Annotated in this window: 20 protein-coding genes and 1 pseudogene; 9 read left to right on the top strand and 12 right to left on the bottom strand. The window is 72.5% G+C overall.

Going from position 1 to position 24,272, the window contains the following annotated elements:
* The 3 genes and pseudogenes from MPTA5024_RS29885 to MPTA5024_RS29875 all read left to right on the top strand — a co-directional run.
* Positions 1-451 (top strand): annotated as a pseudogene (locus MPTA5024_RS29885) (hypothetical protein); the annotation flags it as partial.
* Positions 452-508: 57 nt separating this feature from the next.
* Positions 509-2,857: an AAA family ATPase gene (locus MPTA5024_RS29880; RefSeq protein ID WP_084370103.1), complete on the top strand. Its 2,349-nt coding sequence runs from the start codon at positions 509-511 to the stop codon at positions 2,855-2,857.
* A gap of 106 nt (positions 2,858-2,963) precedes the next feature.
* Entirely contained in the window at positions 2,964-4,664 is a 1,701-nt protein-coding gene (locus MPTA5024_RS29875) for an ABC transporter family substrate-binding protein (RefSeq protein ID WP_036330551.1), read from the top strand.
* A gap of 4 nt (positions 4,665-4,668) precedes the next feature.
* Here the strand turns inward: MPTA5024_RS29875 and MPTA5024_RS29870 are convergent, their stop codons facing one another.
* The 5 genes from MPTA5024_RS29870 to MPTA5024_RS29850 all read right to left on the bottom strand — a co-directional run bounded on the left by MPTA5024_RS29870 (position 4,669) and on the right by MPTA5024_RS29850 (position 9,139).
* Positions 4,669-5,583: a biotin-dependent carboxyltransferase family protein gene (locus tag MPTA5024_RS29870; RefSeq protein ID WP_051458833.1), complete on the bottom strand. Its 915-nt coding sequence runs from the start codon at positions 5,581-5,583 to the stop codon at positions 4,669-4,671.
* On the bottom strand, positions 5,580-6,194 hold the full coding sequence (locus MPTA5024_RS29865; protein WP_036330550.1) for a 5-oxoprolinase subunit B family protein: 615 nt from the start codon (positions 6,192-6,194) through the stop codon (positions 5,580-5,582). The genes MPTA5024_RS29870 and MPTA5024_RS29865 overlap by 4 nt, the downstream gene beginning before the upstream one ends.
* Positions 6,191-6,955: a LamB/YcsF family protein gene (locus MPTA5024_RS29860; protein ID WP_036331008.1), complete on the bottom strand. Its 765-nt coding sequence runs from the start codon at positions 6,953-6,955 to the stop codon at positions 6,191-6,193. Before MPTA5024_RS29860 ends, MPTA5024_RS29865 begins: the two co-directional genes overlap by 4 nt.
* A gap of 108 nt (positions 6,956-7,063) precedes the next feature.
* Complete coding sequence (locus MPTA5024_RS29855) at positions 7,064-8,566, bottom strand: hypothetical protein (protein ID WP_036331006.1); 1,503 nt, start codon at positions 8,564-8,566, stop codon at positions 7,064-7,066.
* A 318-nt stretch (positions 8,567-8,884) separates the two neighbouring features.
* Positions 8,885-9,139: a hypothetical protein gene (locus MPTA5024_RS29850; RefSeq protein WP_036331004.1), complete on the bottom strand. Its 255-nt coding sequence runs from the start codon at positions 9,137-9,139 to the stop codon at positions 8,885-8,887.
* A gap of 111 nt (positions 9,140-9,250) precedes the next feature.
* On the opposite strand from MPTA5024_RS29850, the gene MPTA5024_RS29845 reads away from it, so the two are divergent.
* From MPTA5024_RS29845 to MPTA5024_RS29830, 4 genes are all read left to right on the top strand, one after another.
* Entirely contained in the window at positions 9,251-9,817 is a 567-nt protein-coding gene (locus MPTA5024_RS29845; RefSeq protein WP_036330549.1) for an HhH-GPD-type base excision DNA repair protein, read from the top strand.
* A gap of 177 nt (positions 9,818-9,994) precedes the next feature.
* Positions 9,995-12,076 carry a SpoIIE family protein phosphatase gene (locus MPTA5024_RS29840; RefSeq protein WP_036330547.1) on the top strand — a complete coding sequence of 694 codons (2,082 nt, stop codon included), beginning with the start codon at positions 9,995-9,997 and terminating at the stop codon, positions 12,074-12,076.
* Between the two features lie 218 nt (positions 12,077-12,294).
* Positions 12,295-13,995 (top strand): RNA polymerase sigma factor, encoded by a 1,701-nt coding sequence (locus MPTA5024_RS29835; RefSeq protein WP_036331002.1) that lies wholly within the window; start codon positions 12,295-12,297, stop codon positions 13,993-13,995.
* Between the two features lie 172 nt (positions 13,996-14,167).
* A complete protein-coding gene (locus MPTA5024_RS29830) occupies positions 14,168-15,142 on the top strand; it encodes a hypothetical protein (protein WP_036330545.1) in 975 nt (324 codons plus the stop codon).
* Between the two features lie 15 nt (positions 15,143-15,157).
* On the opposite strand, the gene MPTA5024_RS29825 is transcribed toward MPTA5024_RS29830, so the two are convergent.
* The 4 genes from MPTA5024_RS29825 to MPTA5024_RS29810 are packed head-to-tail and all read right to left on the bottom strand — an operon-like array spanning position 15,158 to position 19,154.
* Positions 15,158-15,907 carry a YaaA family protein gene (locus tag MPTA5024_RS29825; RefSeq protein WP_036331000.1) on the bottom strand — a complete coding sequence of 250 codons (750 nt, stop codon included), beginning with the start codon at positions 15,905-15,907 and terminating at the stop codon, positions 15,158-15,160.
* Positions 15,908-15,939: 32 nt separating this feature from the next.
* Entirely contained in the window at positions 15,940-16,866 is a 927-nt protein-coding gene (locus MPTA5024_RS29820) for a carbohydrate ABC transporter permease (RefSeq protein ID WP_198167468.1), read from the bottom strand.
* The gene (locus MPTA5024_RS29815; RefSeq protein ID WP_036330543.1) at positions 16,863-17,801 is read right to left on the bottom strand and encodes a carbohydrate ABC transporter permease; all 939 of its coding nucleotides are present in this window, start codon (positions 17,799-17,801) and stop codon (positions 16,863-16,865) included. The genes MPTA5024_RS29820 and MPTA5024_RS29815 overlap by 4 nt, the downstream gene beginning before the upstream one ends.
* Before the next feature lie 3 nt (positions 17,802-17,804).
* Entirely contained in the window at positions 17,805-19,154 is a 1,350-nt protein-coding gene (locus tag MPTA5024_RS29810; protein WP_157099800.1) for an ABC transporter substrate-binding protein, read from the bottom strand.
* Positions 19,155-19,248: 94 nt separating this feature from the next.
* On the opposite strand from MPTA5024_RS29810, the gene MPTA5024_RS29805 reads away from it, so the two are divergent.
* Positions 19,249-20,013, top strand: coding sequence for a GNAT family N-acetyltransferase (locus MPTA5024_RS29805; protein ID WP_036330994.1), 765 nt, complete (start codon positions 19,249-19,251; stop codon positions 20,011-20,013).
* 28 nt (positions 20,014-20,041) lie between these two features.
* Here MPTA5024_RS29805 and MPTA5024_RS43920 read toward each other — a convergent pair whose 3' ends face one another.
* Positions 20,042-20,272 (bottom strand): DUF7455 domain-containing protein, encoded by a 231-nt coding sequence (locus tag MPTA5024_RS43920; protein ID WP_036330539.1) that lies wholly within the window; start codon positions 20,270-20,272, stop codon positions 20,042-20,044.
* Between the two features lie 247 nt (positions 20,273-20,519).
* Between MPTA5024_RS43920 and MPTA5024_RS29800 the strand changes: the two genes are divergently transcribed.
* On the top strand, positions 20,520-22,592 hold the full coding sequence (locus MPTA5024_RS29800; protein ID WP_036330537.1) for a DNA gyrase/topoisomerase IV subunit B: 2,073 nt from the start codon (positions 20,520-20,522) through the stop codon (positions 22,590-22,592).
* A gap of 59 nt (positions 22,593-22,651) precedes the next feature.
* On the opposite strand, the gene soxR is transcribed toward MPTA5024_RS29800, so the two are convergent.
* On the bottom strand, positions 22,652-23,107 hold the full coding sequence (soxR, locus tag MPTA5024_RS29795; RefSeq protein ID WP_036330534.1) for a redox-sensitive transcriptional activator SoxR: 456 nt from the start codon (positions 23,105-23,107) through the stop codon (positions 22,652-22,654).
* Positions 23,108-23,153: 46 nt separating this feature from the next.
* On the bottom strand, positions 23,154-24,272 hold a 1,119-nt coding region (locus MPTA5024_RS40195; protein ID WP_198167467.1), incomplete at its 5' end, for a WD40 repeat domain-containing protein.

Genomic DNA, 24,272 nt, shown 5'->3' with positions numbered 1-24,272 from the left:
CGTGGCGGTGGCGTTCGCGGCCCGGGCCGGCCGCGCGTGGTGGCGCGGCGGGCCGGGCCCGTGGCGCGGCTCCCTCGTGCCCTCCGAGTCGCGGGGGACGCGGATCCCCGGCGACGCCACCCCCTCGACCGGCCTGAGCGACGAGGTCAGGCACGCCGCGACGTACTCGCGCAGCGTGGTGCTGGCCTACAACGAGCCCGAGGGACCGCGGGCGCTGGCCGTGAGCGCGGTGACCTCGGTCAGCGCGTCCGGGGAGTTCCGGCTGATCGCGGGCGACGAGGCATGGGACGCCGTCGAGCGCGATCCCCGGGTGGTCCTTTTCGTCGGCGACCCGCGTTTCTGGGCCGAGGTCCGGGGCGTCGCCGTTCCGGACAACGATGTTTTGCGTGTTACTCCCCGGCAAGTTCTCATGCGTGAGTATCCCGGCCGCCACCAGGCCCGCACGAGGTAGGTCCACCCATTCCGCCTTTCCGTGCGGTATAACCGGGGGCGAAGCGGGGAGGCGTCGATGCGGGACTCCGACAGGGCACGGGCCGCGGGCCTGTTAAGTCGGACTGCGGCACGGGATCTGTTCGAACAGGTTCGTTTCCGGTATTTCCGCCTTCCGCCATTCGCGCGACGTGCACTATTCGTAGTGGTGCTCGTCGCCACGATGGGAATGGCCGCCGCGCTCAACTGGCCGCTGGCGGCCACATTCGTCTACGCGGTCGTGGTGCTCGCGTTCGTCGCGCTCGCGCTGAGCTACCCGCGCGCCGCGGCCACCGTGCTCGTCTTCGCGGGGTGGGGGCTGCTGCTGCCGCTGTTCCGGATGGCGTTCGGCGGCGAGTCTCCCGCGCCCAGCCTGCTGATGGCCCTCGGCGTCCTGGTCGCGGGGGCCGCCCACCTGATCCGCTGGGTCCCGCCGTGGCTCACCACGCTGATGGCGCTCGTGCCCGCGGCCGCGCTCGCGGTGGCGCTGTCGCCGGTGTCCACCCCCGTCGCGCTGTGGGGGGCCGCGGCGGCCGCGGCCGCCGTGCTCGTCTACCGGCTCGTGCTGGCCCGCAAGGTCAGGGCCGAGATCGAACGGGAGCCGGCCGGAGGCGAGACGCAGATCCAGCAGCGGGCCAGGGCCGGCGGGCACCACCAGGCCGCGGGCGACCGCACCTCCCCTCCTCCGATAACGGTCGAGCAGGCGCTCGGCGAACTGGAGGCGATGATCGGGCTGGAGCCGGTCAAGGAGCAGGTGCGGGCCATCGCCGCGTCGATCGAGGCGGCCCGGCTCCGCAAGGAGGCCGGGTTCGCCAACGAGCCGCCGATGCGGCACTTCGTCTTCGTCGGCCCGCCCGGCACCGGCAAGACCAGCGTCGCCCGCACCCTGGCCAAGATCTTCTACGCCTTCGGGCTGCTCGACACCCCGTTCGTGGTCGAGGCCCAGCGGGCCGACCTCGTGGGGGAGTACCTCGGCGCGACCGCCATCAAGACCAACGAGCTGATCGAGCGGGCCCTCGGCGGCGTGCTGTTCGTCGACGAGGCGTACGGGCTGGTCAACTCCGGGGACGGCCAGCCGGACCGGTTCGGGGCGGAGGCCGTGCAGACCCTGCTCAAGCGGGCCGAGGACGACCGCGACCGGCTGATCGTCATCCTGGCCGGCTACGAGCGGGAGATGAACGCCTTCCTGTCGTCCAATCCCGGCCTGTCCAGCCGGTTCGCGAGCCGGGTGCGCTTCCCGAGCTACAGCCCGGGCGAGCTGCTGGAGATCACCGAGGCGCTGCAGGCGAGGCGGGGCGACCTGCTCGCCCCGGACGCCCGTCCCGTGCTGCGCGGCCTGTACGAGGACGTCAACCGCCGGGGGCTCGTCGACGAGCTGGGCAACGCCCGGTTCGCCCGCAGCCTCGCCGAGGCCGCTGCCCAGGCCCGGGACGTCCGGGTGGTCAGCGCCGGCGGGGCGCCGCGGAGCGAGGACCTGCTCACGGTGACCGCCGGCGACGTCCTCAAGGCGTTCAATGAGATCACCGCGCGCTACCGCGGCTACCAGGCGACGCCGACTCTCGACGAGGCGCTCGCCGACCTCGACAGGATGGCCGGCCTGGAGCCGGTCAAGCGGCAGGTCCACGCCATCACGGCCCAGCTCAAGGTGGCGCGGATGCGCCAGGAGCAGGGCCTGCCCGTGCAGTCGCAGATGCGGCACTTCGTCTTCGTGGGCCCGCCGGGCACGGGCAAGACGACGGTCGCCCGCATCCTGGGCCGTATCTTCTCGGCGCTCGGGCTGCTGGCGCGCCCCGACGTGGTCGAGGCCTCCCGCGCCGACCTGGTGGGCCAGCACCTCGGCGCCACCGCGATCAAGACGAACGAGCTCGTCGACCGGGCGCTCGGCGGCGTGCTGTTCATCGACGAGGCGTACGGCCTGGTCAACGCGGGCTACTCGGGGGGCGACGCGTTCGGGGCCGAGGCCGTGCAGACGCTGCTGAAGCGGGCCGAGGACGACCGCGACCGGCTCGTGATCATCCTGGCCGGGTACGAGCGGGAGATGGACGCCTTCCTCGCGACCAACCCCGGGCTGGCGTCCCGGTTCAACCAGCGGGTGTCGTTCCCGTCGTACTCGCCGGTCGAGCTGGCCGACATCGCCCGCCTGCTCGCGGCGGCGGCCGGGGACCGGTTCGACGCCTCCGCCGCCCGGGACCTCGCCGACGTGTTCGACTGGGTCTGCCGGGAGGGCCTCATCGACGGGCTCGGCAACGGCCGCTTCGCCCGGTCGCTGTACGAGAGGGCAGCCCTGCGCCGCGACGTGCGGCTGGCGGCCCAGGGCTCGGCGAACGCCGCCGAGCTCACCACGATCACGAGCGATGACGTGCGGAGCGCCGTGGACGAATTGTCCTGACCTTGACCGGAAACACCCCTCTTCTGGTGCGTGTCCCGATGCCGGTGCCGATTACATTCTGCTACTAATCTAGCGCGGTAAGTAGCCGGAGGGATCGGAGAAGCACGTGAGAGCTCGATGGCCCGTCGTTCTGGCCGCCATGTTCGCGCTCTGGGCCGCGGGGGGCTGCGGCGCCGTGTCCCCGCCCGGCGACCGGGACGGCGGGTCGGCCGCCTCTCCCGTCAAGGCGTACGACATCAACCCGCTGCCGCGCGAGCGGGTGCGGGACGGCGGGACCCTGCGCTGGGGGATCGGCGACTTCCCGAGCCAGTGGAACCAGAACCACATCGACGGCGACACGACCACCGTGCAGACCGTCATGGAGGGGCTGATGCCGCGGACGTTCCGCTCCGACGAGCGGGGACGGGTGTCGATCGACACCGACTACGTCACCAACGCCCGGGTCACCGCGACCGCGCCCCACCAGGTCGTCACCTACACGCTGAACCCGAAGGCCCGGTGGTCGGACGGCAAGCCCATCACCTGGCTCGACTTCGCCGCCCAGTGGAAGGCGCTGAGCGGCAGGGACAAGGCCTACCGGGTCGACGCGGCCATCGCGTACGAGAACATCCTGAGCGTGGGCAGGGGGTCGAGCGACCACGAGGTGGTGGTCACGCTCAGCCAGCCGTTCAACGAGTGGCAGTCGCTGTTCACGCCGCTGTACCCGGCCGCGACCAACGGCTCGCCCGACGCGTTCAACGCCGACTGGGTGAACCGGATCCCGGTGACCGCGGGCCCGTTCAAGCTGGAGCGGCTCGACTCCAAGGCGAGGACCGTCACGGTCGTCCGCGACCCCGGCTGGTGGGGCAACCGGTCGAAGCTCGACCGCATCGTGTTCCAGACCATGCGGCCCGACGGCATGGTCCGGTCGTTCACGAAGGGCGAGGTGGACGTCTTCGAGGTGGCGCCCTCGGCCGACGACTACTCGCACGTCCGGGACGCCTGGGACGCGGTGATCCGGCAGGCCGCGGGCACCGAGTACCGCCAGTTCACGCTGAACGGCGAGAGCGAGGCCCTGTCCGACGTGCGCGTCCGCGAGGCCGTCGCCGCGGCCCTCGACCGGAGGGCCCTCACCCAGCTCGACCTGAAGGGCCTCGGCTGGCCGGTCGTCACGCTGGACAACCACTTCCTGATGAACGACCAGCACGGCTACCGGGCCAACGCGGGCCCCCTCGGCGTGTACGACCCCAAGCGGGCGGGCCGGCTGCTCGACCAGGCCGGATGGAAGACGAACGGCAAGGAGCGCACGAAGAACGGCAAGCCGCTCGCGCTGCGGTTCGTCGTGCCGGCGGGGGTCGCGATCAGCGACAACGAGGCGCAGGTCGCCCGGCTCATGCTCCAGCGGGTCGGCGTCCGCGTCACCGTGCAGACCGTGCCGTTCGACGACTTCTTCAGCAAGCACCTCATCCCCGGCGACTTCGACATCGCCGCCTTCGCGTACCCGAGCACGCCGTACCCGATCTCCAGCGCGTTCGACATCTACGTGAACGGCGAGAGCGTCAAGGGTGACGACGTCCGGTGGTACTCCAACCTGGGGCGGAGCGGCAGCAAGCAGATCGACCAGGCCATGTACCAGGCGGGCAGCGCGCTCGACACCTCCAAGATCCTCGGCCTGGTCAACCAGGCCGACGCGCTGATCTGGAAGAAGCTCAACGTCCTGCCGCTGTACCAGTGCCCGCAGACCGTGGCCGTCCGCTCCGCGCTCGCCAACGTCGGCGCCAACGGCTTCTACACCATGCGGTACGAGGACATCGGCTACGCCGCGTGAGACCTCACAGGCGCGCCGGCATGCCGGGCAGCCGGAACCGGAGCCGGTCGCCCGGCCGGAGCTGGGCCACCAGGGCCACGTCCACGGACGCCACGACGGCGATCACGGGGTAGCCGCCGGTGGGCGGGTGGTCGGCCAGGAACACGATCGGCCGGCCCTCCGGGGGCACCTGGACCGCCCCCAGCGGCATGCCCTCGCTGGGGAGCTCGCCGGCCCTGGCTCGCCTCAGCGGCGCCCCGCTCAGCCGCACCCCGACCCGGTTGCTCTCCGACGTGACCTCGTACGGCCCGGAGCACAGGGCCCGCAGCGCACCCGGCTCGAACCAGTCGTCGCGCGGGCCCGGCAGGACGCGCACGACCGGCGGCCGGGGGACCGGCGGCCGCGCCGCCTGGTCCACGATCGGGGCGGACGCGCCGGCGCGGCCCAGCGGCAGCACGGCGCCCGCCCGCAGCGGCGGCGGCCCGAGGCCCGACAGGGAGTCGGTGGACCGGCTGCCCAGCACGGCCGGGACGGCAACGCCCCCGCGCACGGCGACGTACGTCCGCAGGCCCTCCCTCGGCGTCCCCAGGCGGAGCTCGCCGCCCGGGGAGACCCAGACCGGGCAGTCCATGGCCGCCGGGCGTCCCGCCGCCGTCACCGGGCAGGCCGCGCCGGTCACGGCGACCCACGCGCCTTCAGGAAACGCCAGCGCCGTCCCCCCGAACGTCGCCTCGATGCCGGCCGCGCCCTCGGGGTTGCCGACCAACCGGTTCGCCAGGCGCAGGCTCGGGGCGTCCGCCGCCCCGGAGCGGGGCACGCCGAGATGGGCGTATCCCGGTCTGCCCAGGTCCTGCACGGTCGCGTACGGCCCCGGACTCACCACCTCGGCCCACCGCCCGACGGTCGTCCCGCCGTCCGAGGGCTCCCGGGGCCCGCTCACGGGCGCAGCCGGACGCGTGTGCCGGGCGGGAGCATCGCCGGGGGGTCGGCCGCGGCGTCCCATACCCTGGCGTCCGTGCGGCCCAGCAGCCGCCAGCCTCCGGGGGAGGCCGACGGGTACACGGCCGAGAACGGCCCGGCGATCGCCACCGAGCCCGGCGGCACCGCGGTGCGCGGCACCTCCAGCCGGGGCACGTGCAGCGCCGGGTCGAGTCCCACCAGGTAGGCGAACCCGGGGGCGAAGCCCAGCCAGCCCACCACGAACCGGGACGCCGCGTGCCGGGCGACCACCTCGTCCACCGTCATCCCGCTCAGCTCCGCGACGGCCTCCAGGTCCTCCCCGTCGTACACCACCGGGATCTCCACGGTTCCGCCCTCTCCCGAGTACGGCCGGGGCGGCTCCCCGGCCGTACGGAGGAGGCCGGCGAGCAGCGCCGCCAGCCGCGGCCGGTCGGCGCCGGGGGCCACCACCAGCACCGTGTCCGCGCCGGGGACGATCTCCTCCACCTCCGCCGGCCGGCTGATCCGCAGCAGCGCGTCCAGCCGGTGCGCCGCCTCCAGCGAGCCGGTCTCCACCAGCAGCGCGTGTTCGCCCGCCGCCCGGATCGTCACGCGAACGGCTCCACCGAGACGCCCGCGTCGATCAGCGCCTTGCGCACCGCCGCCGCGATCCGCACCGCGCCCGGCGTGTCCCCGTGGACGCAGACCGACCTGGCGTCGACCCGCACCCGGGAGCCGTCGGCCGCCGTCACCACGCCGTCCCGCGCCATCAGGACGGCCCGGGCCGCCACCTCCTCCGGGTCGTCGAGCACCGACCCGCGCTCCTTTCGTGGCACGAGGCTCCCCGATGGCGAGTAGGCCCGGTCGGCGAAGCACTCGGCGACGGTCGGCACGCCGTACCGGGCGGCCGCGTCGAGCACCGCCGAGCCCGGCAGCGTGAGGACGGGCAGCGCGCCCCCGGGCGCCCGGTAGGCCGCCACGGCGGCCACCACCGCCTCGGCCTGCACCACGTCGCGGCACACCCGGTTGTAGAGGGCGCCGTGCGGCTTCACGTACGCCACCCGGCCGCCCATCGAGCGGGCGATGCCGTCCACCGCGGCGATCTGGTAGAGCACGTCGGAGCACAGCTCCTCCGGGTCCACCTCCATCTCCCGACGGCCGAATCCGCCGAGATCCCGATAGGAGACCTGGGCCCCGACCGCCACGCCGCGGTCGACCGCCGCCGCGCAGGTGCGCCGGATGATCACCGGATCGCCCGCGTGGAAGCCGCAGGCCACGTTGGCGCTGGTGACCAGATCGAGGAGGGCCTCGTCGTCCCCGAGCCGCCAGATCCCGTAGCCCTCACCGAGATCCGCGTTCAGATCGATGACCACGGCCACCTCCCTGCTTCCTCCGCCGCGCCCTGCGGACACGGCCGCGCCCCTCGATTACATCCTGCCTCAACGGGAGGAGAAGATCGGACCGTTTCCGCAGGTGAGCTGTTAAATGGGAGGTTCGTCCGGGATGTCGGCGATGTCGTCGAGGGCGGCCGCGAGCTCGTCCGGGTGGTCGCCGATCCGCTCGGCGATCTCGATGAGCACGTGCAGCACGTCGTGCCGGTCGTGGCCGAGGTCGGCGAGCCGCTGGGCGGCCTCCCACAGCTGCGGCGGGTCGCCCACCCACAGCCGGGAGGCGATCTCCTCGTGCCAGGCCAGGTGCTCCTCCAGATCGGCCCGGCCGAGCTCGCCGGCGTGGTCGATCTCCAGCAGGATCCGCCGGTCGGCCTCGTCGGCCGGGTTCAGCAGGTCGAGGTTGGTCGAGCCGCGCATGCCCTGGAGCAGCGGGAACGCGAACGCCCGCCGCGCGAGCGCCGACAGGTCGCCGTCGGGCAGGAGCCGGTGCACCAGGGAGCGGTCCAGGCCGAAGGTCGTCGGGTCCCGGTACGCCTCGGTGAACCGGGCCGTCGCCTCCCAGACCGCGTCGAGCGTCGCCCGCACGCCCTGCTCCGGCAGCCCGATGCGGGGCCCGGCGAAGCGCACCCACGCCGAGAGCACGTGCGGCATCGCGTCCTGCTCGCCCGGCGACAGCAGCACCTTGCGCGGCAGCCAGTCGAGCAGGAACGTCTCGCACTTGGTGGGGCTGACCCGCATCGGGCGGTTGAAGTCCTGGTCGCAGCCGTAGTCGATGATGTGGTCGGTACACCGGGAGGCGGCCGACGGGTCGGACAGGTTCTCCGCCGCGTCCGAGGCGAGGAACTCGGCGGCCAGCATGGCCCTCCGGTCCCGGCTGTACGGCGCCTCCGTGTGGGCGGGGGCCGGCCGCATGCGCCCCGGGGGCAGCGCCTTGATCCTGGCCCGGGCGAACGCGTGGTAGGCGCTGTAGCTGTCGCTCACGAGCCTCGGGCCCTTGCGCACCGTGGCGGCCGCCCCCGTCGCCTTCATCGCGAACTCCAGCAGCGCCCGGGCCTGCTGGGGCTCGATGTCCTCGAACCGCAGCAGCGCGTTGGCCGCGGCCTCCAGCCTGGCCTGCTCCAGCAGCTTGTCGACCTGCGACGACACCCAGGCGTCGCGGGCCATCCCGCCCATGTTGTAGTCGACGACCACGACCAGGGCGTGGGTGTCCTCCCCGTTGTAGGCGAACGTGCACAACACGGTGTCCTGGTCGCCGTACACGTCCCTGGAGACGTAGCAGCCGGCGGGCTTGACCGCGCCGACCCGGTCGGCCCAGCGGGGCCGGGCCACGTCGGACTCCATGAGCGCCAGCGCCGCGCCCTCCGCCTTGGCGGCCTGCCGGGCCGTGCCGAGGTAGGCGACCGAGATCAGCAGGGTGAGCGCGGCCGGGGTGCCCGCCTTAGCGGCGTAGTCCACCAGCCCCTCGCCGAGGATCTGCTCGACGTCGCCGCCGCGCAGCCGCCGGCCCCACCAGGCGCCCAGCATGTCGGACACCATGAGCTCGGCGTCGAGGGGAGTGCGGACGGCGAGCAGCTCCCGGGCCGCCAGCAGCATCTCCGCGAACACGTCGTCCGGCGGCCTGGTCTCCCTGGGGTCTCGTCGGTGCCGACGGCTCACTCGATCTCGCTCCGGTCGTTCACGGACTCCACCCTCTCGCATTCCCGCGGGAAACTACATCAGGAACGCGGGCCGGTGACTTCCCCGTTATGTGGGCGCCCACGGCGCCCACCGCGCTCACGTGCGGGAGCCGTCCGCGGCCTCCCTCCGGGGGAGACCGGCGGACGGGCGCGAGGCGCCGCGCGGCCGCCGGTGGGCGTCCGGCCGCGGACGCCCTGCCGTACGGGCCGTGCGCGCGGCCCTCAGGCGCGCGCCTCACATGCGGGACGGCGGAGCGGAGTTCACCAGTCCCAGGAGGTGCTCACGGGCCACGCGCTCGGCGATCTCGGGCGTGACGTCGAGCCCGAGGTGCTCGGCGCACGCCCACGCGTCCACGACGCAGCGGTCGACGGTGGTGAGGGGGACGGTCAGGAATTCCGCGGCCAGGCGGGCGATGACGCCTTCGAGGAGGGGGCGGAGCCCCGGCTCCGATGATGGGCCGCCACTGATTCGTGTTGCGAGTACGGGCATGGACTGCATTCCTCGCTGAATGGGGACCTGCCGCCCCTTATTCCACAACTTTCCGCCGGACTGTCAAGCCTTCCGGGCGTGTCCGGCGTACCGGCGTGCCAAGCTGGTCGCATGCGCACCCGGCTCGCCCAGGACCCCCAGGCCGACGAGCTGCTCGACCGCAGCCCGCTCGCGCTGCTGATCGGCATGCTGCTCGACCAGCAGATACCCCTCGAGCGCGCCTTCGCCGGCCCCCGGACGATCGCCGACCGGCTGGGGCACGACCCGGACGCCCATGAGATCGCCTCCTTCGATCCCGCGGAGTTCGCGGCGCTGCTGTCGGCCAAACCCGCCGTCCACCGGTACCCGGGGTCGATGGCCGCCCGCGTCCAGACCCTCGCGGCCTATCTCGTCGAGCATTACGATGGCGCCGCCGAGAAGGTGTGGGAAGATGTCGGCGACGGTGCCGAGTTGCTGCGCCGGCTGATGGCCCTGCCGGGCTTCGGCAAGCAGAAGGCCCAGATCTTCCTGGCCCTGCTCGGCAAGCAACGCGGTGTGCGGCCGGCGGGGTGGCGCGAGGCGGCCGGGCCGTACGGCGAGGAGGGGGTGCACCGGTCGGTGGCCGACGTCGTGGACGCCGCGAGCCTCGAGCTGGTCCGCGCGACCAAGCAGGAAGCGAAGCGGGCGGCCAAGAAGTAGGCCGGATCTTCCTGCGCGAGGTGCCGGTCTTTTGACAGGATGCGTTGACCGCATGGCGGGCGGGGCTTCCGTCCGCGCATGCCGATCGCCGATGATGTAGGGCAGATCTGCGCTACCAATCACAGTTATGGAGATGTGCCTCGTGGGAGACCCTGGCACGCGACGGAGGTGCCGACCATGAGCGCCGAAACCTCCGTGCCCCGTCCCCGGGAGTCCGGTTTGGACATCTCAGACTCCGACCTCTTCAGAGGCCTGATGTCGGAGGCTCCTTTCGCCTTCGCCTTCTTCGACCCGACGGGCAGGTTCGTCCGGGTCAACACGACCTTTACCGAGTTGACGGGCCACCCTGTCGAGCAGCATCTCGACCGGCTCCCCGCCGAGCTGCTGTCCGTCGACCTGACCGCGATCATCGACGCCGCCCTCCGCCGCATCGCCGAGGAGGGCCTTCCCGTCACCGACCAGCGTCTCCTCACCCGCGCGGAGAACGGGGACACCCGCCACTGGACCGTCTCGTTCTTCCCCATGCACGGCGACGGCGCCATGCTGGGCACGGCCCTGTTCGGCGTCGACCTGACCGAGCGCCAGACGAACGAGGAGGAGCTGCGGCGCAGCGAGGAGCGCTACCGCTCGCTGGTGGAGTCGCAGCAGCAGCTCGTGTGGATCACCCAGCCCAACGGCACGGTGGTCGAGGACGCCCCGCAGTGGCGGGCCATCACCGGCCAGGGCCTGGAGGAGTACCTCGCCCACGGCTGGCTGGACGCCGTCCACCCCGACGACCGGCCCGGCGCCGAGGAGGCGTGGCGGGAGGCCCTGCGCGGCCGCACCATGTTCGAGTGGAGCTACCGGGTGCGCACCCGGGCCAGCGGCTACCGGCACTTCGAGGTGCGGGCCGTCCCGATCATCAGGAACGGCCGCGTCGTGGAGTGGGTCGGCGCCAACACCGACGTCACGCCGCAGCGCGAGGCCGAGGAGATGCGGGGCCGCCTGACCGACCAGCTCGGCGCGGCCGCGCTGCGCACCGCCCGGCTCCAGGGCGCGACGGCCCAGCTCGCCGAGGCGCTCACGGTCGAGCAGGTCGTCCAGGTGATCATCGACGTCGGCCGCACGGCCCTGGCCGCCGACCACTCCGCGGTGGCCCTGCTCGACCCCGACCGGGCGACGCTGAAGGTCATCAACAGCGGCGGCATCCCGGACGCGCCGGGCGAGGAGATCGAGCTGTCGCACGCCAACGTGATGACCATGGCCGTCAACAGCCGGCGGCCGGTCTTCGCTGAGGCCCCGGCCAGCCTGCGGACGCTGCTGGTGGACGCCGGCGCCGAGGAGGAGCACATCGGCGCCTTCCTCTCGCACACCGACGAGCGGGCCTGGGTCGGGCTGCCGCTGCTGGCGGCCGGGCGGGCCCTGGGCGCCCTGCGGTTCTCCTTCACCCGCACCCAGAAGATCTCCCAGGAGGACGGCGTCTTCCTGGAGGCCCTGGCCGGCCAGTGCGCGCTCGCCGTGGAGCGGGCGACGCTGTTCGAGCGCGAGCACCGCACCGCCGAGACGCTGCAGCGCAGCCTGCTGCCCGACCGGCTGCCGGTCGTGCGGGGCCTGGTGCTGTCCCAGCGGTTCCGCTCGGGCTCGCGGCACGTCCAGGTCGGCGGCGACTGGTACGACGCGTTCGTCCTGCAGGACGGCCGGGTCGCGGCGGTCGTCGGGGACGTCATGGGCAAGGGCGTCAAGGCGGCCGCGGGCATGGGCCGGATCCGCAACGCCATGCGGGCGCTCGCGCTGACCAACCCGCCCCCGGCGGCGGTCCTCACGGGCCTCGACCGGGTCTTCGAGGCGACCGAGGAGGAGGAGCAGGTCACGACCCTGGCGTACATGGTCGTGGAGCCCTCGACGGGGGAGGGGACGCTGGCCCTGGCCGGCCACCCGCCGCCGCTGCTGGTCTCCCCCCAGGGCGTCGGGCTGCTGCACGAGACCGAGCCCGGCACGCCGCTCGGCTGGGCCACCAGCCGCAAGCAGTTCCGCTTCTGCGTGCCGCCGGGCCACACGGCCGTCCTGTACTCGGACGGCCTCGTCGAGAACCGCAAGAGGGGGCTGGACGCCGGACTCAGGGAGCTTTCGTCCTCGGTGGCCGAGGCGCCCCCGGAAGTTGTGAGCAGCCCGCATATGCTGCTCGATTTCCTGGTGGACCGCATGTTGTCCGGGTATGAACAGGATGATGACGTAACGGTCCTGGCGGTTCACGTGCCGCCCACCACGAAGAGTGACTGAATGAAACAGTCATAACGGTTGCTTTCGGGTATCGGTGACCTCCTTCCGTACGCACTAGTGTCTCGGTCGGCCTAGGGTGGAGGAGCAACCGGCGGGACGCGGCCGTATCAGGTGCCGTGGCGTGCCACAATGGCATGTCGCGGTCCGCGCGACCACACCACCGGAAAAGAAGAAGCACCTGGGTCCATTCTCGCCATGCGTTCGTTCGAGAGGTGTTCGTGTCGCCTGCAAGTTCGACTCGCTCGAAGCCGTCGGAGCTGAACGAGCCAGTGATCCAGCAGCTCCTCGAGCGCGGCCGCTCGCAGGGCTTCCTCGAGTCTGAGGACGTCCGCAAGGCCTTCGAGGAAGCGGACATCCCGTTGTCGCAAGCCGCTGGATTCCTGCGCAGCCTCAGCAAGGAGGGTGTGACCGTCGTGGTGACCGCGGCGGACTCCGCGGCGGCGCCCAAGCGGTCTCGAGGTCAAGCCAAGCGCCGCACCCCCGCGCCCGTCAAGAAGTCCACGAAATCGGCCGCGGCGAAGGAGTCCCAGCCGGAGACCGTCACCGCCGTGGTGACCGACTCCGCGCCGGCCGCCAAGCCCGCCGCGAAGAAGGCCCCGGCCAAGCCGGCGCCCGCGAAGCCGGCTCCCGCCGCCAAGGCGCCCGCCAAGCCCGCGCCGCCCGCGAAGAAGGCCGCGCCCGACAAGGAGGCCCCGCAGGCTCCCGCCACGGGTCCCGAGCTCAAGGCCCCGAAGGCCGAGCCCCAGCCCAAGTCCGCCGTCGCCGGTGAGGACGACGAGGATATCGACCTCGACGGCGAGGTCGACATCGAGGACTTCGACCTCGAGGTCGAGGACGTCGAGATCGAGGCAGAGGTCGAGGCCGAGGCGGACGCGGAGACCGAGGCCGACGCGGAGACCGAAGGCGACGAGCCCAAGCCCGAGGCCATCGCCCAGTCCGAGGACGAGGTGCTGATCCTCACCGACGACGACGACGACGCTCCCGTGGCCCAGGTGGCCGCGGCCGGCGCCACCGCCGACCCGGTGAAGGACTACCTCAAGCAGATCGGCAAGGTGCCCCTCCTCAACGCCGAGCAGGAGGTCGAGCTCGCCAAGCGGATCGAGGCCGGCCTGTTCGCCGAGGAGCAGCTCGCCACCGACGGCGAGAGCCTCCCTGTCGACGTCCGCGCCGAGCTGGAGTGGATCGCCGAGGACGGCCGCCGCGCCAAGAACCACCTGCTCGAGGCCAACCTCCGTCTGGTCGTCTCGCTGGCCAAGCGGTACACCGGCCGAGGGATGCTCTTCCTGGACCTGATCCAGGAGGGCAACCTGGGCCTGATCCGCGCGGTCGAGAAGTTCGACTACACCAAGGGCTACAAGTTCTCGACGTACGCCACCTGGTGGATCCGGCAGGCGATCACCCGGGCCATGGCCGACCAGGCGCGGACCATCCGCATCCCGGTCCACATGGTCGAGGTGATCAACAAGCTGGCCCGCGTCCAGCGGCAGATGCTGCAGGACCTCGGCCGCGAGCCCACGCCGGAGGAGCTGGCCCGCGAGCTGGACATGACCCCGGAGAAGGTCATCGAGGTCCAGAAGTACGGCCGCGAGCCGATCTCCCTCCACACGCCGCTGGGCGAGGAGGGCGACAGCGAGTTCGGCGACCTCATCGAGGACTCCGAGGCCATCGTCCCGGCCGACGCGGTCAGCTTCACGCTCCTGCAGGAGCAGCTCCACTCCGTTCTCGACACGCTGTCGGAGCGGGAGGCGGGCGTGGTGTCGATGCGGTTCGGCCTGACCGACGGCCAGCCGAAGACGCTCGACGAGATCGGCAAGGTCTACGGCGTCACGCGTGAGCGGATCCGCCAGATCGAGTCGAAGACCATGTCCAAGCTGCGCCACCCGTCGCGCTCGCAGGTCCTGCGCGACTACCTCGACTGACGGACCCGGGCCGTGTCCCCTGGATCGTCCCGGCCCCGGCCGGCGTGATCCGAGGGACACACCCGGGCTCGGCCGGGCGGCGACGGAGCCGTCTCGCCCGGAAACGCGGTTAACGTTCACGTAACATCCCGGTAGCGCCGTAGGCACGGTGACACTCCTAGGCTCGCGCCTCATGGGAGTGATCGAAGTGGATCGGGCGCGTGCTCGGGGGCCACGAGTGATCCCGAGCCGCCCGTGGGCGGACACCATCCTCGATGCGGCGGTCGAGGCCGCCCATCGGGGTGATCTGGCGGCAGGGGCGTCGGCGCTCGTGGCGAGCCGGGGTGACCCGGAGGTCCGATCGCTCAGGGTGGAGGCGCTGTCGCGCGCCCTGATCGGGTCGAGCCGGGCCGTCGAGGCGCTCGTGGCCTACGACCAGGGCAACCCCGACCTGTGGCTCTGGCTGGGCCGGGCCCGCCTGGAGGAGGCCTGGGAGCTCAAGCCGGACGTGCGGGCCCGGGCCGTCCAGGCGGACCGGCTGCGGATGTTTCACAGCGCGATGGAGCGCGCCCGCCAGCCGCTGCTCACGGCGGCCGCGCTCGCCCCCGGAGACCCGGTGCCGTGGGAGGGCCTGATGTGGCTGGCGCTGGGCCTGGACCGGCCGCGCGCCGACAAGGACTCCGTCTGGTACGAGTGCACCCGCCGCTGGTCCACGCTCTACCCGGCGGCCGTGGCCCGGATGATCACACTGTCGCCCGGCTGGGGCGGCACCGGGCAGGAGATGCTCGACTTCGCCCGGGCGGCCGCGTCCCGGGCGCCGGAGGGGAGCCCCCTGCCGGCCCTGGTGCCGCTGGCCCACTTCGAGAACGTCGCCTCCGATCGCACCCCGATGTCGCGGGGCGGCTGGTTCGCCTTCGACGTGCAGCGGGAGATCGTCGCCGCCGCCGGGCAGTGGTCCGAGCGCCGACTGGGCGGCCCCCATCCCCGGTCGATCGAGGCGCACAACGCGTTCGGCGCCGCCTTCTACCTCGCCGACCTGCGCCGGCCGGCCCGGGGCCACCTCGCCAGGACGGCGGGCCGCTTCAGCCGCCTGCCCTGGTCGCACCTCGGCGATCCCGGCCAGCACTACCGCCGGGCGTGCGCCCGCCTCAACCTCGTCTCCGGCTGACCCGCCCGGCCTCGGTCACTCCGTCACGATCACGTCGAGCGTCCGCGGGCCGCCGCGGGTCCGCCGGTCGCCCAGCTCCACCCGGTGGCCCAGGTCCGCCAGCATCGCGGCCAGGTCCTCGGGCGTCTCCGGCCGGTCAGGGCTCTCGACCAGCGAACGGGCCACGGCGCCCCGGGTCGCCTTGGCCATGTGGCTGACGACGGTCCGGGTCCCGCCGGCGTCCCGGAGCACCCGTACGGCCACGGAACGCTCGCCCGGCTGCCAGGCGGCGGCGTACGTCGCCGAGCGCATGTCGACGACGAGGCCCTTCACGGGCGCGAGCGCGGCGGTGATCGCGGGCCGCCAGAACGCGGCCAGGCCGCCCATGGGCGGCAGCCGTACGCCCATGGACAGCCGGTACGGCGGGACGCGGTCGGCGGGCCGCAGCAGCCCCCACAGGCCGGAGAAGATCACGATGCGTCGGTCGGCGCGGCGCCGGGCCTCGGGGGACAGCGTCCGCAACCCGAGGTTGTCGTAGAGGACGCCGGTGTACAGGTCGGCCACGCGGAGGGTCCGGGCCGCGGGCAGGGCGCGGTTGCGCTCGACCTCGCCGGCCTGCCCCTCCGTCAGGCCGAGCACGCCGGGCGCCTGCGGGGTGTGGCAGAGCGCGACGAGCGCGTCCAGGACCTTCTCGCGCGGGGAGTCGAGCTCGGGGAACCCGAGCCGCCGGACCGACGAGGTCCCCCGGGCGGCCTTCCCCTCCGACGGCGGCAGCAGGATGAGCACGACCACAGAGCCTATCGAGGCGGTCCGCCCGGTCAGCCCCGCTGCCCCGTGGTCGCGATGCCCTGGACGAAGTAGCGCTGCCCGACGAAGAAGATCGCGATCAGCGGCAGCGTGGTGATCACGCCGGCGGCCAGCACGATCTCCCACTTGGGATCCCCGCCCTGGTAGAACTGGTCGACGATCGCCTTGAGGCCCCGGGGGAGCGTGAACAGCTGCGGGTCCTGCAGGTAGATCAGCGGCTTCATCAGGTCGAACCAGCTCGCCTTGAGCTCGAAGACGAACGCGATGATCAGCGCGGGCCGCGCGAGCGGCAGCGCGATCCGCCAGAACAGGTCGAGGTAGGAGGCGCCGTCCACCCGGGCCGCCTCGAAGACGTACCGCGGGATGCCCAGGAAGAACTGACGCAGCAGGAAGATGTAGAACGCCGAGCCGAACACGTTGCCCGCCCACAGCGGCACCTGGGTGCCGGTCAGCCCGACCGCGTTCCAGATCAGGTACGTCGGCACGAGCGTGACGGCGGCCGGGAGCATCATCGTGGCGAGCACGCTGCCGAACAGCACGCCCCGGCCCGGGAAGCGGAAGTACGCGAACCCGAACGCCACGAACGCGCTCGACACGGTCACGGTCAGGGCCGCCATGAAACCGACGACGACCGTGTTGACCAGCCAGGCCGTCATCGGGGCGGCGTGCCACACGTCCACGTAGCTCTGCGGCGCGAACGGCCGGGGCCAGGGGAGGAACGGGTCGGCGAACGTCCGGTCCCGCGGCTTCAGCGAGGCCACGACCAGCCAGACGAACGGGTAGAGGAACACGGCCGACGCGGCGGCCAGCATGACGAGGAAGAACGCCTTGCGGGTGCCGGCGCCGCCGGGGCGGTCGTCACGCGCCGCCGCGGCCGGGGAGGCCGGGCGGGCGAGCGGCCCCGCCGGGGTGGCGGTCCCCGTCGTGGTGCCGGTCATCGGGACTCCCGTTCCGTCGAGCCCCGCGGCTCGGCCTCGTAGTAGACGAAGCGGTTGCCCACCTTCACCTGGATGACGGTGATCACCAAGATGATCAGGAACAACACCCAGGCGAGGGCCGAGGCGTACCCCATGTGCAGGAACTGGAAGCCCTGCTGGAACAGGTACACGACGTAGAACAGGGCCGCGTCACCGTAGGAGTGCTGGGCCGACTGGTTGCCGAAGAACATGGTGTAGACCTGGTCGAACATCTGCACCGACGAGATCGTATTGATGATCACCACGAAGAACAGGGCCGAGCTGATCATGGGCACGGTGACCGAGCGGAACCGCTGCCACGCCCCGGCGCCGTCGATCATGGCGGCTTCGTGGAGTTCACGGGGCACGTTCCGCAGGGCGGCGAACAGGATGATCGTGGTGGAGCCCAGGTTCCACAGCGACATGAGCACGATGCCGGGCTTGACCCAGGCCGGGTCGGTCGTCCACTGCGGCCCGTCGATCCCGAACAGGCCGAGGAACTGGTTGACCAGCCCCGCCTGGCCGTTCAGCAGGAACAGGAACAGCACGCCCACCGCGACGTACGGCGTCATCGACGGCAGGTAGAAGACCGTGCGGAAGACGCCCGCCGCCCGGCCGGTGACACGGTTGAGCATGAGCGCGAGCGCCAGCGCGATCACCGCGGCCAGCGGCACGTGCAGGACCGTGTAGAACGCCGTGTTGGCGATGGCCCTGGCGACCTTGGGGTCCTGCGCCATCTGTGCGTAGTTGCCGAGGCCGACGAACTTCGGCGGCGAGATCAGGTCGTAGTCGGTGAGCGACAGCACGAGGCTGGCGACCATGGGACCGGCCTGGAAGAGGACCAGGCCGATCAGCCACGGAAGCAGGAAGACGTACGCCCAGCGGGTCTCCGGGCGGCCGGGCGGTCGGTGTGCCACGGCTCAGCCCGCCGCCTGGATGGCTCTGGTGGCCTCCTGCTGCGCCTGGGCGAGCGCCGCCCGCGCGTCCTGGCGGCCCTGCATGACCCGCGTCGCCGCGTCCAGCCACGCCGTCCGGAACTCCGACGCCGCGCCCGACTGCGGGACGACGAAGCCCTTGTCCTGGACGGCCAGGATGGTCCTGGTGGCCTCGTCGTACGGCCTGTGGCCGCCGGGCTTCACGACCTGGGAGAAGATCGCCTGGTCGGCCTTGGCGTTCGCGGTGAACGTGCCCGGGTACGCCTTGCCCTCCTGGGCCCGCTTGGCGGCCCTGGCCTTGGCCGCGGCGATCCACGTGTCGGCCGACGTCATCGTCTTGATCCACTGGCAGGCGACGTCGGGGTGCTTGGCGCCCTTCGGGATGACCCAGGCGTTGCCGCCGGCGTAGTTGACGGGGTTGCCCTGCCGGTCCTTGAACGGCAGCACGGTGATCTCGGCGTCCGGCGAGGTGCCCGCCATCGAGGTGACCAGGAACTGCTCGGTCAGCATCATGCCGATCTGGTCCTCGGTGATCGGGTTCTTGTCGCCGAAGTAGTCGAAGGTGTCGGTGAACGCCTTGAGCCGCGTCCAGCCGCCCTGGTCCTTGAGCAGGCCGTTGGCGTAGTCGAGCGCCTCGACCACCCTGGGGTCGTCGAGATGGGCCGTCTTCCCGTCGGGCGACAGCAGGTCGGCGCCGTTGGCCTTGGCCCACAGGGGGAGGAACTCGGGCAGCTTGGGGTAGAAGCCGAAGCGCTGGATCTTGCCGCCGGAGACCTTGTTCATCTTCTTGGCCAGAGCGGCCAGGCCGTCCCAGTCGGAGGTGTCGATGCTCCCGGGGTCGACGCCGGCCTCCTTGGCGGCCTTGTCGTTCACCAGCAGGATGATCGAGGTGTAGAACTCCGGCACGCCGTACCATCTGCCGCCGAGCTTCACCTGCTGCTGGGCCGCGGGATAGAAGTCGGACATGGGGATGTTCTGCCGGGCGACGCAGTCGTCCAGCGGTTGGATGGCGCCCCGGGCGGCGTAGGTGCCGATGATGTCGCGGCTTAGGTACACCACGTCCGGCGGGTCGCCGCTCGCCACCGACGACAGGAACGCCTGCTCGTCGAACTGGCCCTGGTTGATCGTGAGCTTCACCTCCGGGTGGGCCTTCTTGAAGGCGTCCACACGGGTCGTGGCGATCTCGTCGGGCAGGCCGAAGCCCATGGTGGTCAGGGCGGCGGAGCCGCCGCCCTGGGACGTGGCGTTCTTGGAGCCCACGCCGCCGCACGCGGCGAGGGCGAGGCCGCCTGCCAGGACGACGATGCCGGTACGGCTCCTGCGCGACAAGGACATCGCCGCTCCTTAGGGGTCAGGAGACTGAGACGGCGCCCAACTGCCCCCGTAACGAGTCCTAAACCCAGCAGTGCAGGTCAGCTACGCTGCCGGGGTGCGTGCTGAAACATCACCGTTCGACCGGCTCGTCGGTGAGGCGTGGCCGGCCCCGGGCCGGGTGGAGGCGGGCGGCTGGGTCTACCGGCACGCGGGCGGGGTGACCAAGCGGGCCAACTCGGTGTTGCCGCTGGGGACGCCCGGCGACCTGGGCCGGGCGGTGGACGAGGCCGAGGAGTTCTACGCCTCGCTCGGGCTGCCGTGCGTGTTCTCGATCGGCCCGCGGGCCCCCGAGGGGCTGGACGGCGAGCTGGAACGGCGGGGGTACGGCCTGGTGGACCCCACGCTCGTCATGACGGTCCCGATCCCGGAGAGCACGGGCGGCGGGGCGGGCACGCGGATGAAAGACGCTCCCGACGAGCGGTGGCTGCGCGTGTGGTGGTCGGTGGAAGGGGGCCGGCACCCGGAGACGGACGGAGTCCCGGCGCGGGACTGGGCCGCGCGCATCCTCACCGGGGTGTCCGCCGGCTACGCCCTCCTGCCGGGAGACCGGGGGGACGCGGTGGGCCGGGCCGTCCCGCAGGGCGAGTGGCTCGGCGTGTACTGCATGGCGGTGGAGCCGCCCGCCAGGCGCACGGGCCTGGGCGCGGCCGTGCTGCGCGCCCTCCTGGACTGGGGGCGCGAGCGGGGCGCCGCCCGGGCGTACCTGCTGGTGACGGAGGCCAACGCGGCGGCCCGCGCGCTCTACGAGCGGGCGGGGTTCGCCGTCGCCGGCCGCTACCACTACAGGGTGGCCCGGGTACGGCGACGGCGCGCCGGGTGATCAGCTCACCCGGGCACGCCGTCTATGGTCAGCGTTCGTCTTCTGGGGCGGACGCGGGGGATTCACTGAGTCGTGCCGACTCGTCCTGGATCTCAGCACCTTTGTCGCGCAGCACAGCCACGTGCTGACGCCCGTGGTGGGCGCAGAACAGCAACTCCCCACCCACGGGCAGGGTCGCGCGGATGTAGGCCTGAGCACCGCACCGGTCACACCGGTCCAGGGCCGTCAGCGGCTTGATGGGGGCGAGAGCTCCAGTCACGTATCGCCTTTCGGGTCGCCCCACGACGTGGGGACGTTGGCGTCAGTCACTTGGGACAACATCTAACCGGATGGGGGGCTTCCCAATCATGCTGCGACTACGCCGAGAGCAGAATGATCCGGAAAGTGACGCGGATCACAGCGGTTTGGGCGCGTGGGGAGCTGTGCCTGGCAAGCTTGTACGCGTACAAACGTGGGAGTGGCGATAGGCTGCGTACGCGTGTTCGATTGACAAGTGGGAGCTCGGAGTGACGGCGGTTCGCGCGGAGACGGGGTACACGGCCCGGCATCTTTCGGTGCTGGAGGGCCTCGAGGCCGTCCGCAAGCGTCCGGGGATGTACATCGGCTCCACCGACACCCGTGGCCTCATGCACTGCCTCTGGGAGATCGTGGACAACTCGGTCGACGAGGCCCTGGCGGGCTACTGCACCCGCATCGAGGTAGAGCTGCACGCCGACGGGTCCATCGAGGTCCGCGACGACGGGCGCGGCATCCCCGTGGACGTCGAGCCCAAGACCGGCCTCCCCGGTGTCGAGCTCGTGTACACCAAGCTCCACGCGGGCGGGAAGTTCGGCGGCGGCTCGTACGGCGCCTCCGGCGGCCTCCACGGCGTCGGCGCCTCGGTCGTGAACGCGCTGTCGTCCCGGCTCGACGTGGAGGTCGACCGCGACGGCCGGGTCCACCAGATCAGCTTCCGCCGGGGCGTGCCCGGCGTGTTCGAGGGCGACGGCCCCACGGCCAGGTTCCGCAAGAAGTCGGGCCTGCGCGACGGCGGCAGGGCCGGGCGCGGCGTCACCGGCACCCGGGTCCGCTTCTGGGCCGACCGGCAGATCTTCCTCCCGGAGGCCGAGGTCTCGCTCGACGAGATCCACGTCCGGCTGCGGCAGACGGCCTTCCTGGTCCCCGGGCTGACCCTGCTCGTCCGCGACAGCCGGGGCGAGGAGACGTCCGAGGAGACCTTCCGCTTCGACGGCGGCATCAGCGAGTTCACCGAGTTCCTCGCCCGCGACGAGGCCGTCTGCGACGTGCTGAGGCTCCAGGGCGTGGGTCACTTCCACGAGACCGTCCCGGTGCTCGACGAGCAGGGCCACATGACGCCCACCGAGATCGAGCGGGAGCTCACGGTCGACGTCGCCATCCGCTGGGGCAAGGGCTATGAGACGACCGTCCGCTCGTTCGTCAACGTGATCGCCACGCCCAAGGGCGGCACCCACGTGGCGGGCTTCGAGCGAGCGCTGGTCCGCACGGTGAACGAGCAGCTCAGGGAGACCCGCCTGCTCAAGAACGGCGACGAGCCGGTCACCAAGGAGGACATCCTCGAAGGACTCACGGCCGTCGTGACCGTGCGGGTGCCCGAGCCGCAGTTCGAGGGCCAGACCAAGGAGGTCCTCGGCACCGCCGCGGCCAGCCGCATCGTCGCCCACGTGGTCGGGCGGGAGCTCAAGGGGCTGTTCGCCAACCCGAAGCGCGGGCAGAAGCAGCAGCTGCGGGCCGTCCTGGAGAAGGTCGTCGCGGCGGCCAAGGCGCGCATCGCCGCTCGTGAGCACCGCGACAACCAGCGGCGCAAGTCGGCCCTGGAGAACTCGGCGCTCCCGGCCAAGCTGGTCGACTGCCGCAGCGACGACGTCGACCGCAGCGAGCTGTTCATCGTGGAGGGCGACTCGGCCCTCGGCACGGCCAAGCTGGCCCGCGACTCGGAGTTCCAGGCACTGCTGCCGATCCGGGGCAAGATCCTCAACGTGCAGAAGGCGTCCGTCGCCGACATGCTGAAGAACGCCGAGTGCGCCGCGATCATCCAGGTCGTGGGCGCGGGCTCGGGCCGGTCGTTCGACCTCGAGGCGGCCCGGTACGGCAAGATCATCTTAATGGCCGACGCCGACGTCGACGGGGCGCACATCCGCTGCCTGCTGCTGACGCTCTTCCACCGGTACATGACGCCGATGGTCGAGGCCGGCCGGGTGTTCGCGGCGGTCCCCCCGCTGCACCGCATCGAGATCACCAACCCCGGGCGGGGCCAGGACAAGTACGTCTACACCTACTCCGACGCCGAGCTGCACAAGGTCCTGCGCGACCTGGAGCGGCGCGGCAAGCGCTGGAAGGACCCCGTCCAGCGCTACAAGGGCCTCGGCGAGATGGACGCCGACCAGCTGGCCGAGACGACCATGGACCCCCGCCACCGCGTGCTGCGGCGGGTGCGTATCGAGGACGTCGAGTCGGCCGAGCGCATCTTCGACCTGCTGATGGGCAGCGACGTCGCCCCCCGGCGCGAGTTCATCGTTGGCAGCGCCGCCGAGGTCGACCGCGACCACATCGACGCCTGAGTCCCCCCGGCGCCGCCGAGGCGGCCCGGATCCTCGTCACGCGCGCCTCGAGGCGGCGCTCAGGGGGTGAGCAGCCGGCGCGGGCCGGGGCCCTCCTGGCCCAGCCGGTCGTACGGGTTCGCCAGGGCGCAGCGCTGCAGGGAGAGGCAGCCGCAGCCGATGCAGTCGGTCAGGTCGTCCCTGAGCCGTTCGAGCTGCCGGATCCGGCTGTTCAGGTCCTCCCGCCACGACAGCGACACCCGCGCCCAGTCCTCGCGGGTCGGGGTGCGCTCCTCGGGGAGCAGGGCGAGGGCCTCGCGGATCCGCGCGAGCGGGATGCCGACCCGCTGCGAGACCCGGACGAAGGCGACGCGGCGGAGCGTGTCGCGGGTGTAGCGGCGCTGGTTGCCCGCCGTCCTGCGGCTGTGGATGAGCCCCTGCCGCTCGTAGAACCGCAGGGCCGAGGTCGGCACCCCGCTCCGCTCCGCGAGCTCCCCGACCGTGAGCTCGCGCCCCCTGCCCGGCGTCCGATCCACGGCCCCAGGCTAACCGACTTCACCCTTTGTTGAAGTTCGGGCCGGGTCACCGTGAGGCGAGGCTCCAGACGCGTACGGACCCGTCCCTGCCGCCGCTGACGGTCACCGGCCCGCCGGGCAGCAGCCCGAACGCGACCGACCAGACGATGTCGGTGTGGCCCCGGAACGGCGCGCCCAGGGGCCGGTGGGCGCGCAGGTCCCACACGCGCACGGTCCGGTCCTCACCGCCGGTCACGGCGACCGGGTCGCCGCCCAGGCTCCCGAGCGAGACCGACCAGACGGGCGCGGTGTGCCCGGTGAGCGGCTCGCCCGCCTGCCGGTGGCGGGCGAGGTCCCAGACGCGGACGGTCGCGTCGTCCCCGCCGCTGACGGCCACAGGGGCGCCGTCCAGCTCGCCCGCGGCCACCGCCCGGATCCGGCCGCGATGCCCGGTGAGCGGAGCGCCGATCTGGCGCCGGGCCCTGAGGTCCCAGATCCGTACCGTCCCGTCCTCGCCGCCCGTGACGGCGACCGGCGTGCCGCCGAGCGTCCAGAGCGCCACCGACCACACGGTGCCCCTGTGCCCCCTCAGCGGCGCGCCCAGCTGCCGATGCGCGGCCAGGTCCCAGATACGCACGGTGCCGTCCTCGCCGCCGCTGACGGCCACGGGGGTGCCGTCCAGCTCCCCCGTGGCGACGGTCTTGACGCCCCCGGTGTGCCCGGTGAGCGGGTCGCCGATCTGCTTCCCGGTGGCGGGGTCCCACACCCGTACGGTGGCGTCGTCGCTCGCGGTGACGGCCACTTGGGCGCCGTGCAGGCTGATCAGCGCGACTCCGCGCACCCACTTCGTGTGGCCCTCCAGAGGCGCGCCCAGCGCGGTTCCGCGGACGAGGTCCCACACGCGGGCGGTGGTGTCGTCGCTGCCTGTGAGGGCGATGGGCGTCCCGTTCAGGGCGCCGACGGCGATCGACCGGACGTCGTTGCCGTGCCCGGCGAGCGGCGGGTGGACGGGCGTCCCGAACGGCGGCAGGGCGGTGGCCGTGGCGCCGGCGGTCGTCCCGGTGCGGGTGGTGGCCGGGGCCGAGGCCGTGCTGGTCGTGGTCGCGCCGCCGCCGGGGCCGCGGTCGCCGGGGCGGCCCAGGAGGGAGGGCACGAGCACGAAGGCGGCCGCCGCCGACGCGAGGAC

Source organism: Microbispora sp. ATCC PTA-5024, from assembly GCF_000511135.2.
GTDB lineage: Bacteria > Actinomycetota > Actinomycetes > Streptosporangiales > Streptosporangiaceae > Microbispora > Microbispora corallina.
Note: the sequence above shows the minus strand (reverse complement) of the source record. Positions and strands in the feature narration are given on the sequence as shown.

Excerpts from the sequence above, each read along its gene's own strand:
- MPTA5024_RS29830 (WP_036330545.1), top strand. The coding sequence starts at position 14,168 with ATGGGAGTGATCGAAGTGGATCGGGCGCGTGCTCGGGGGCCACGAGTG.
- MPTA5024_RS29880 (WP_084370103.1), top strand. The coding sequence starts at position 509 with ATGCGGGACTCCGACAGGGCACGGGCCGCGGGCCTGTTAAGTCGGACT.
- MPTA5024_RS29850 (WP_036331004.1), bottom strand. The coding sequence starts at position 9,139 with ATGCCCGTACTCGCAACACGAATCAGTGGCGGCCCATCATCGGAGCCG.
- MPTA5024_RS29810 (WP_157099800.1), bottom strand. The coding sequence starts at position 19,154 with ATGTCCTTGTCGCGCAGGAGCCGTACCGGCATCGTCGTCCTGGCAGGC.
- MPTA5024_RS29820 (WP_198167468.1), bottom strand. The coding sequence starts at position 16,866 with ATGACCGGCACCACGACGGGGACCGCCACCCCGGCGGGGCCGCTCGCC.
- MPTA5024_RS29855 (WP_036331006.1), bottom strand. The coding sequence starts at position 8,566 with ATGCTGCTGGCGGCCCGGGAGCTGCTCGCCGTCCGCACTCCCCTCGAC.
- MPTA5024_RS29845 (WP_036330549.1), top strand. The coding sequence starts at position 9,251 with ATGCGCACCCGGCTCGCCCAGGACCCCCAGGCCGACGAGCTGCTCGAC.
- MPTA5024_RS29840 (WP_036330547.1), top strand. The coding sequence starts at position 9,995 with ATGAGCGCCGAAACCTCCGTGCCCCGTCCCCGGGAGTCCGGTTTGGAC.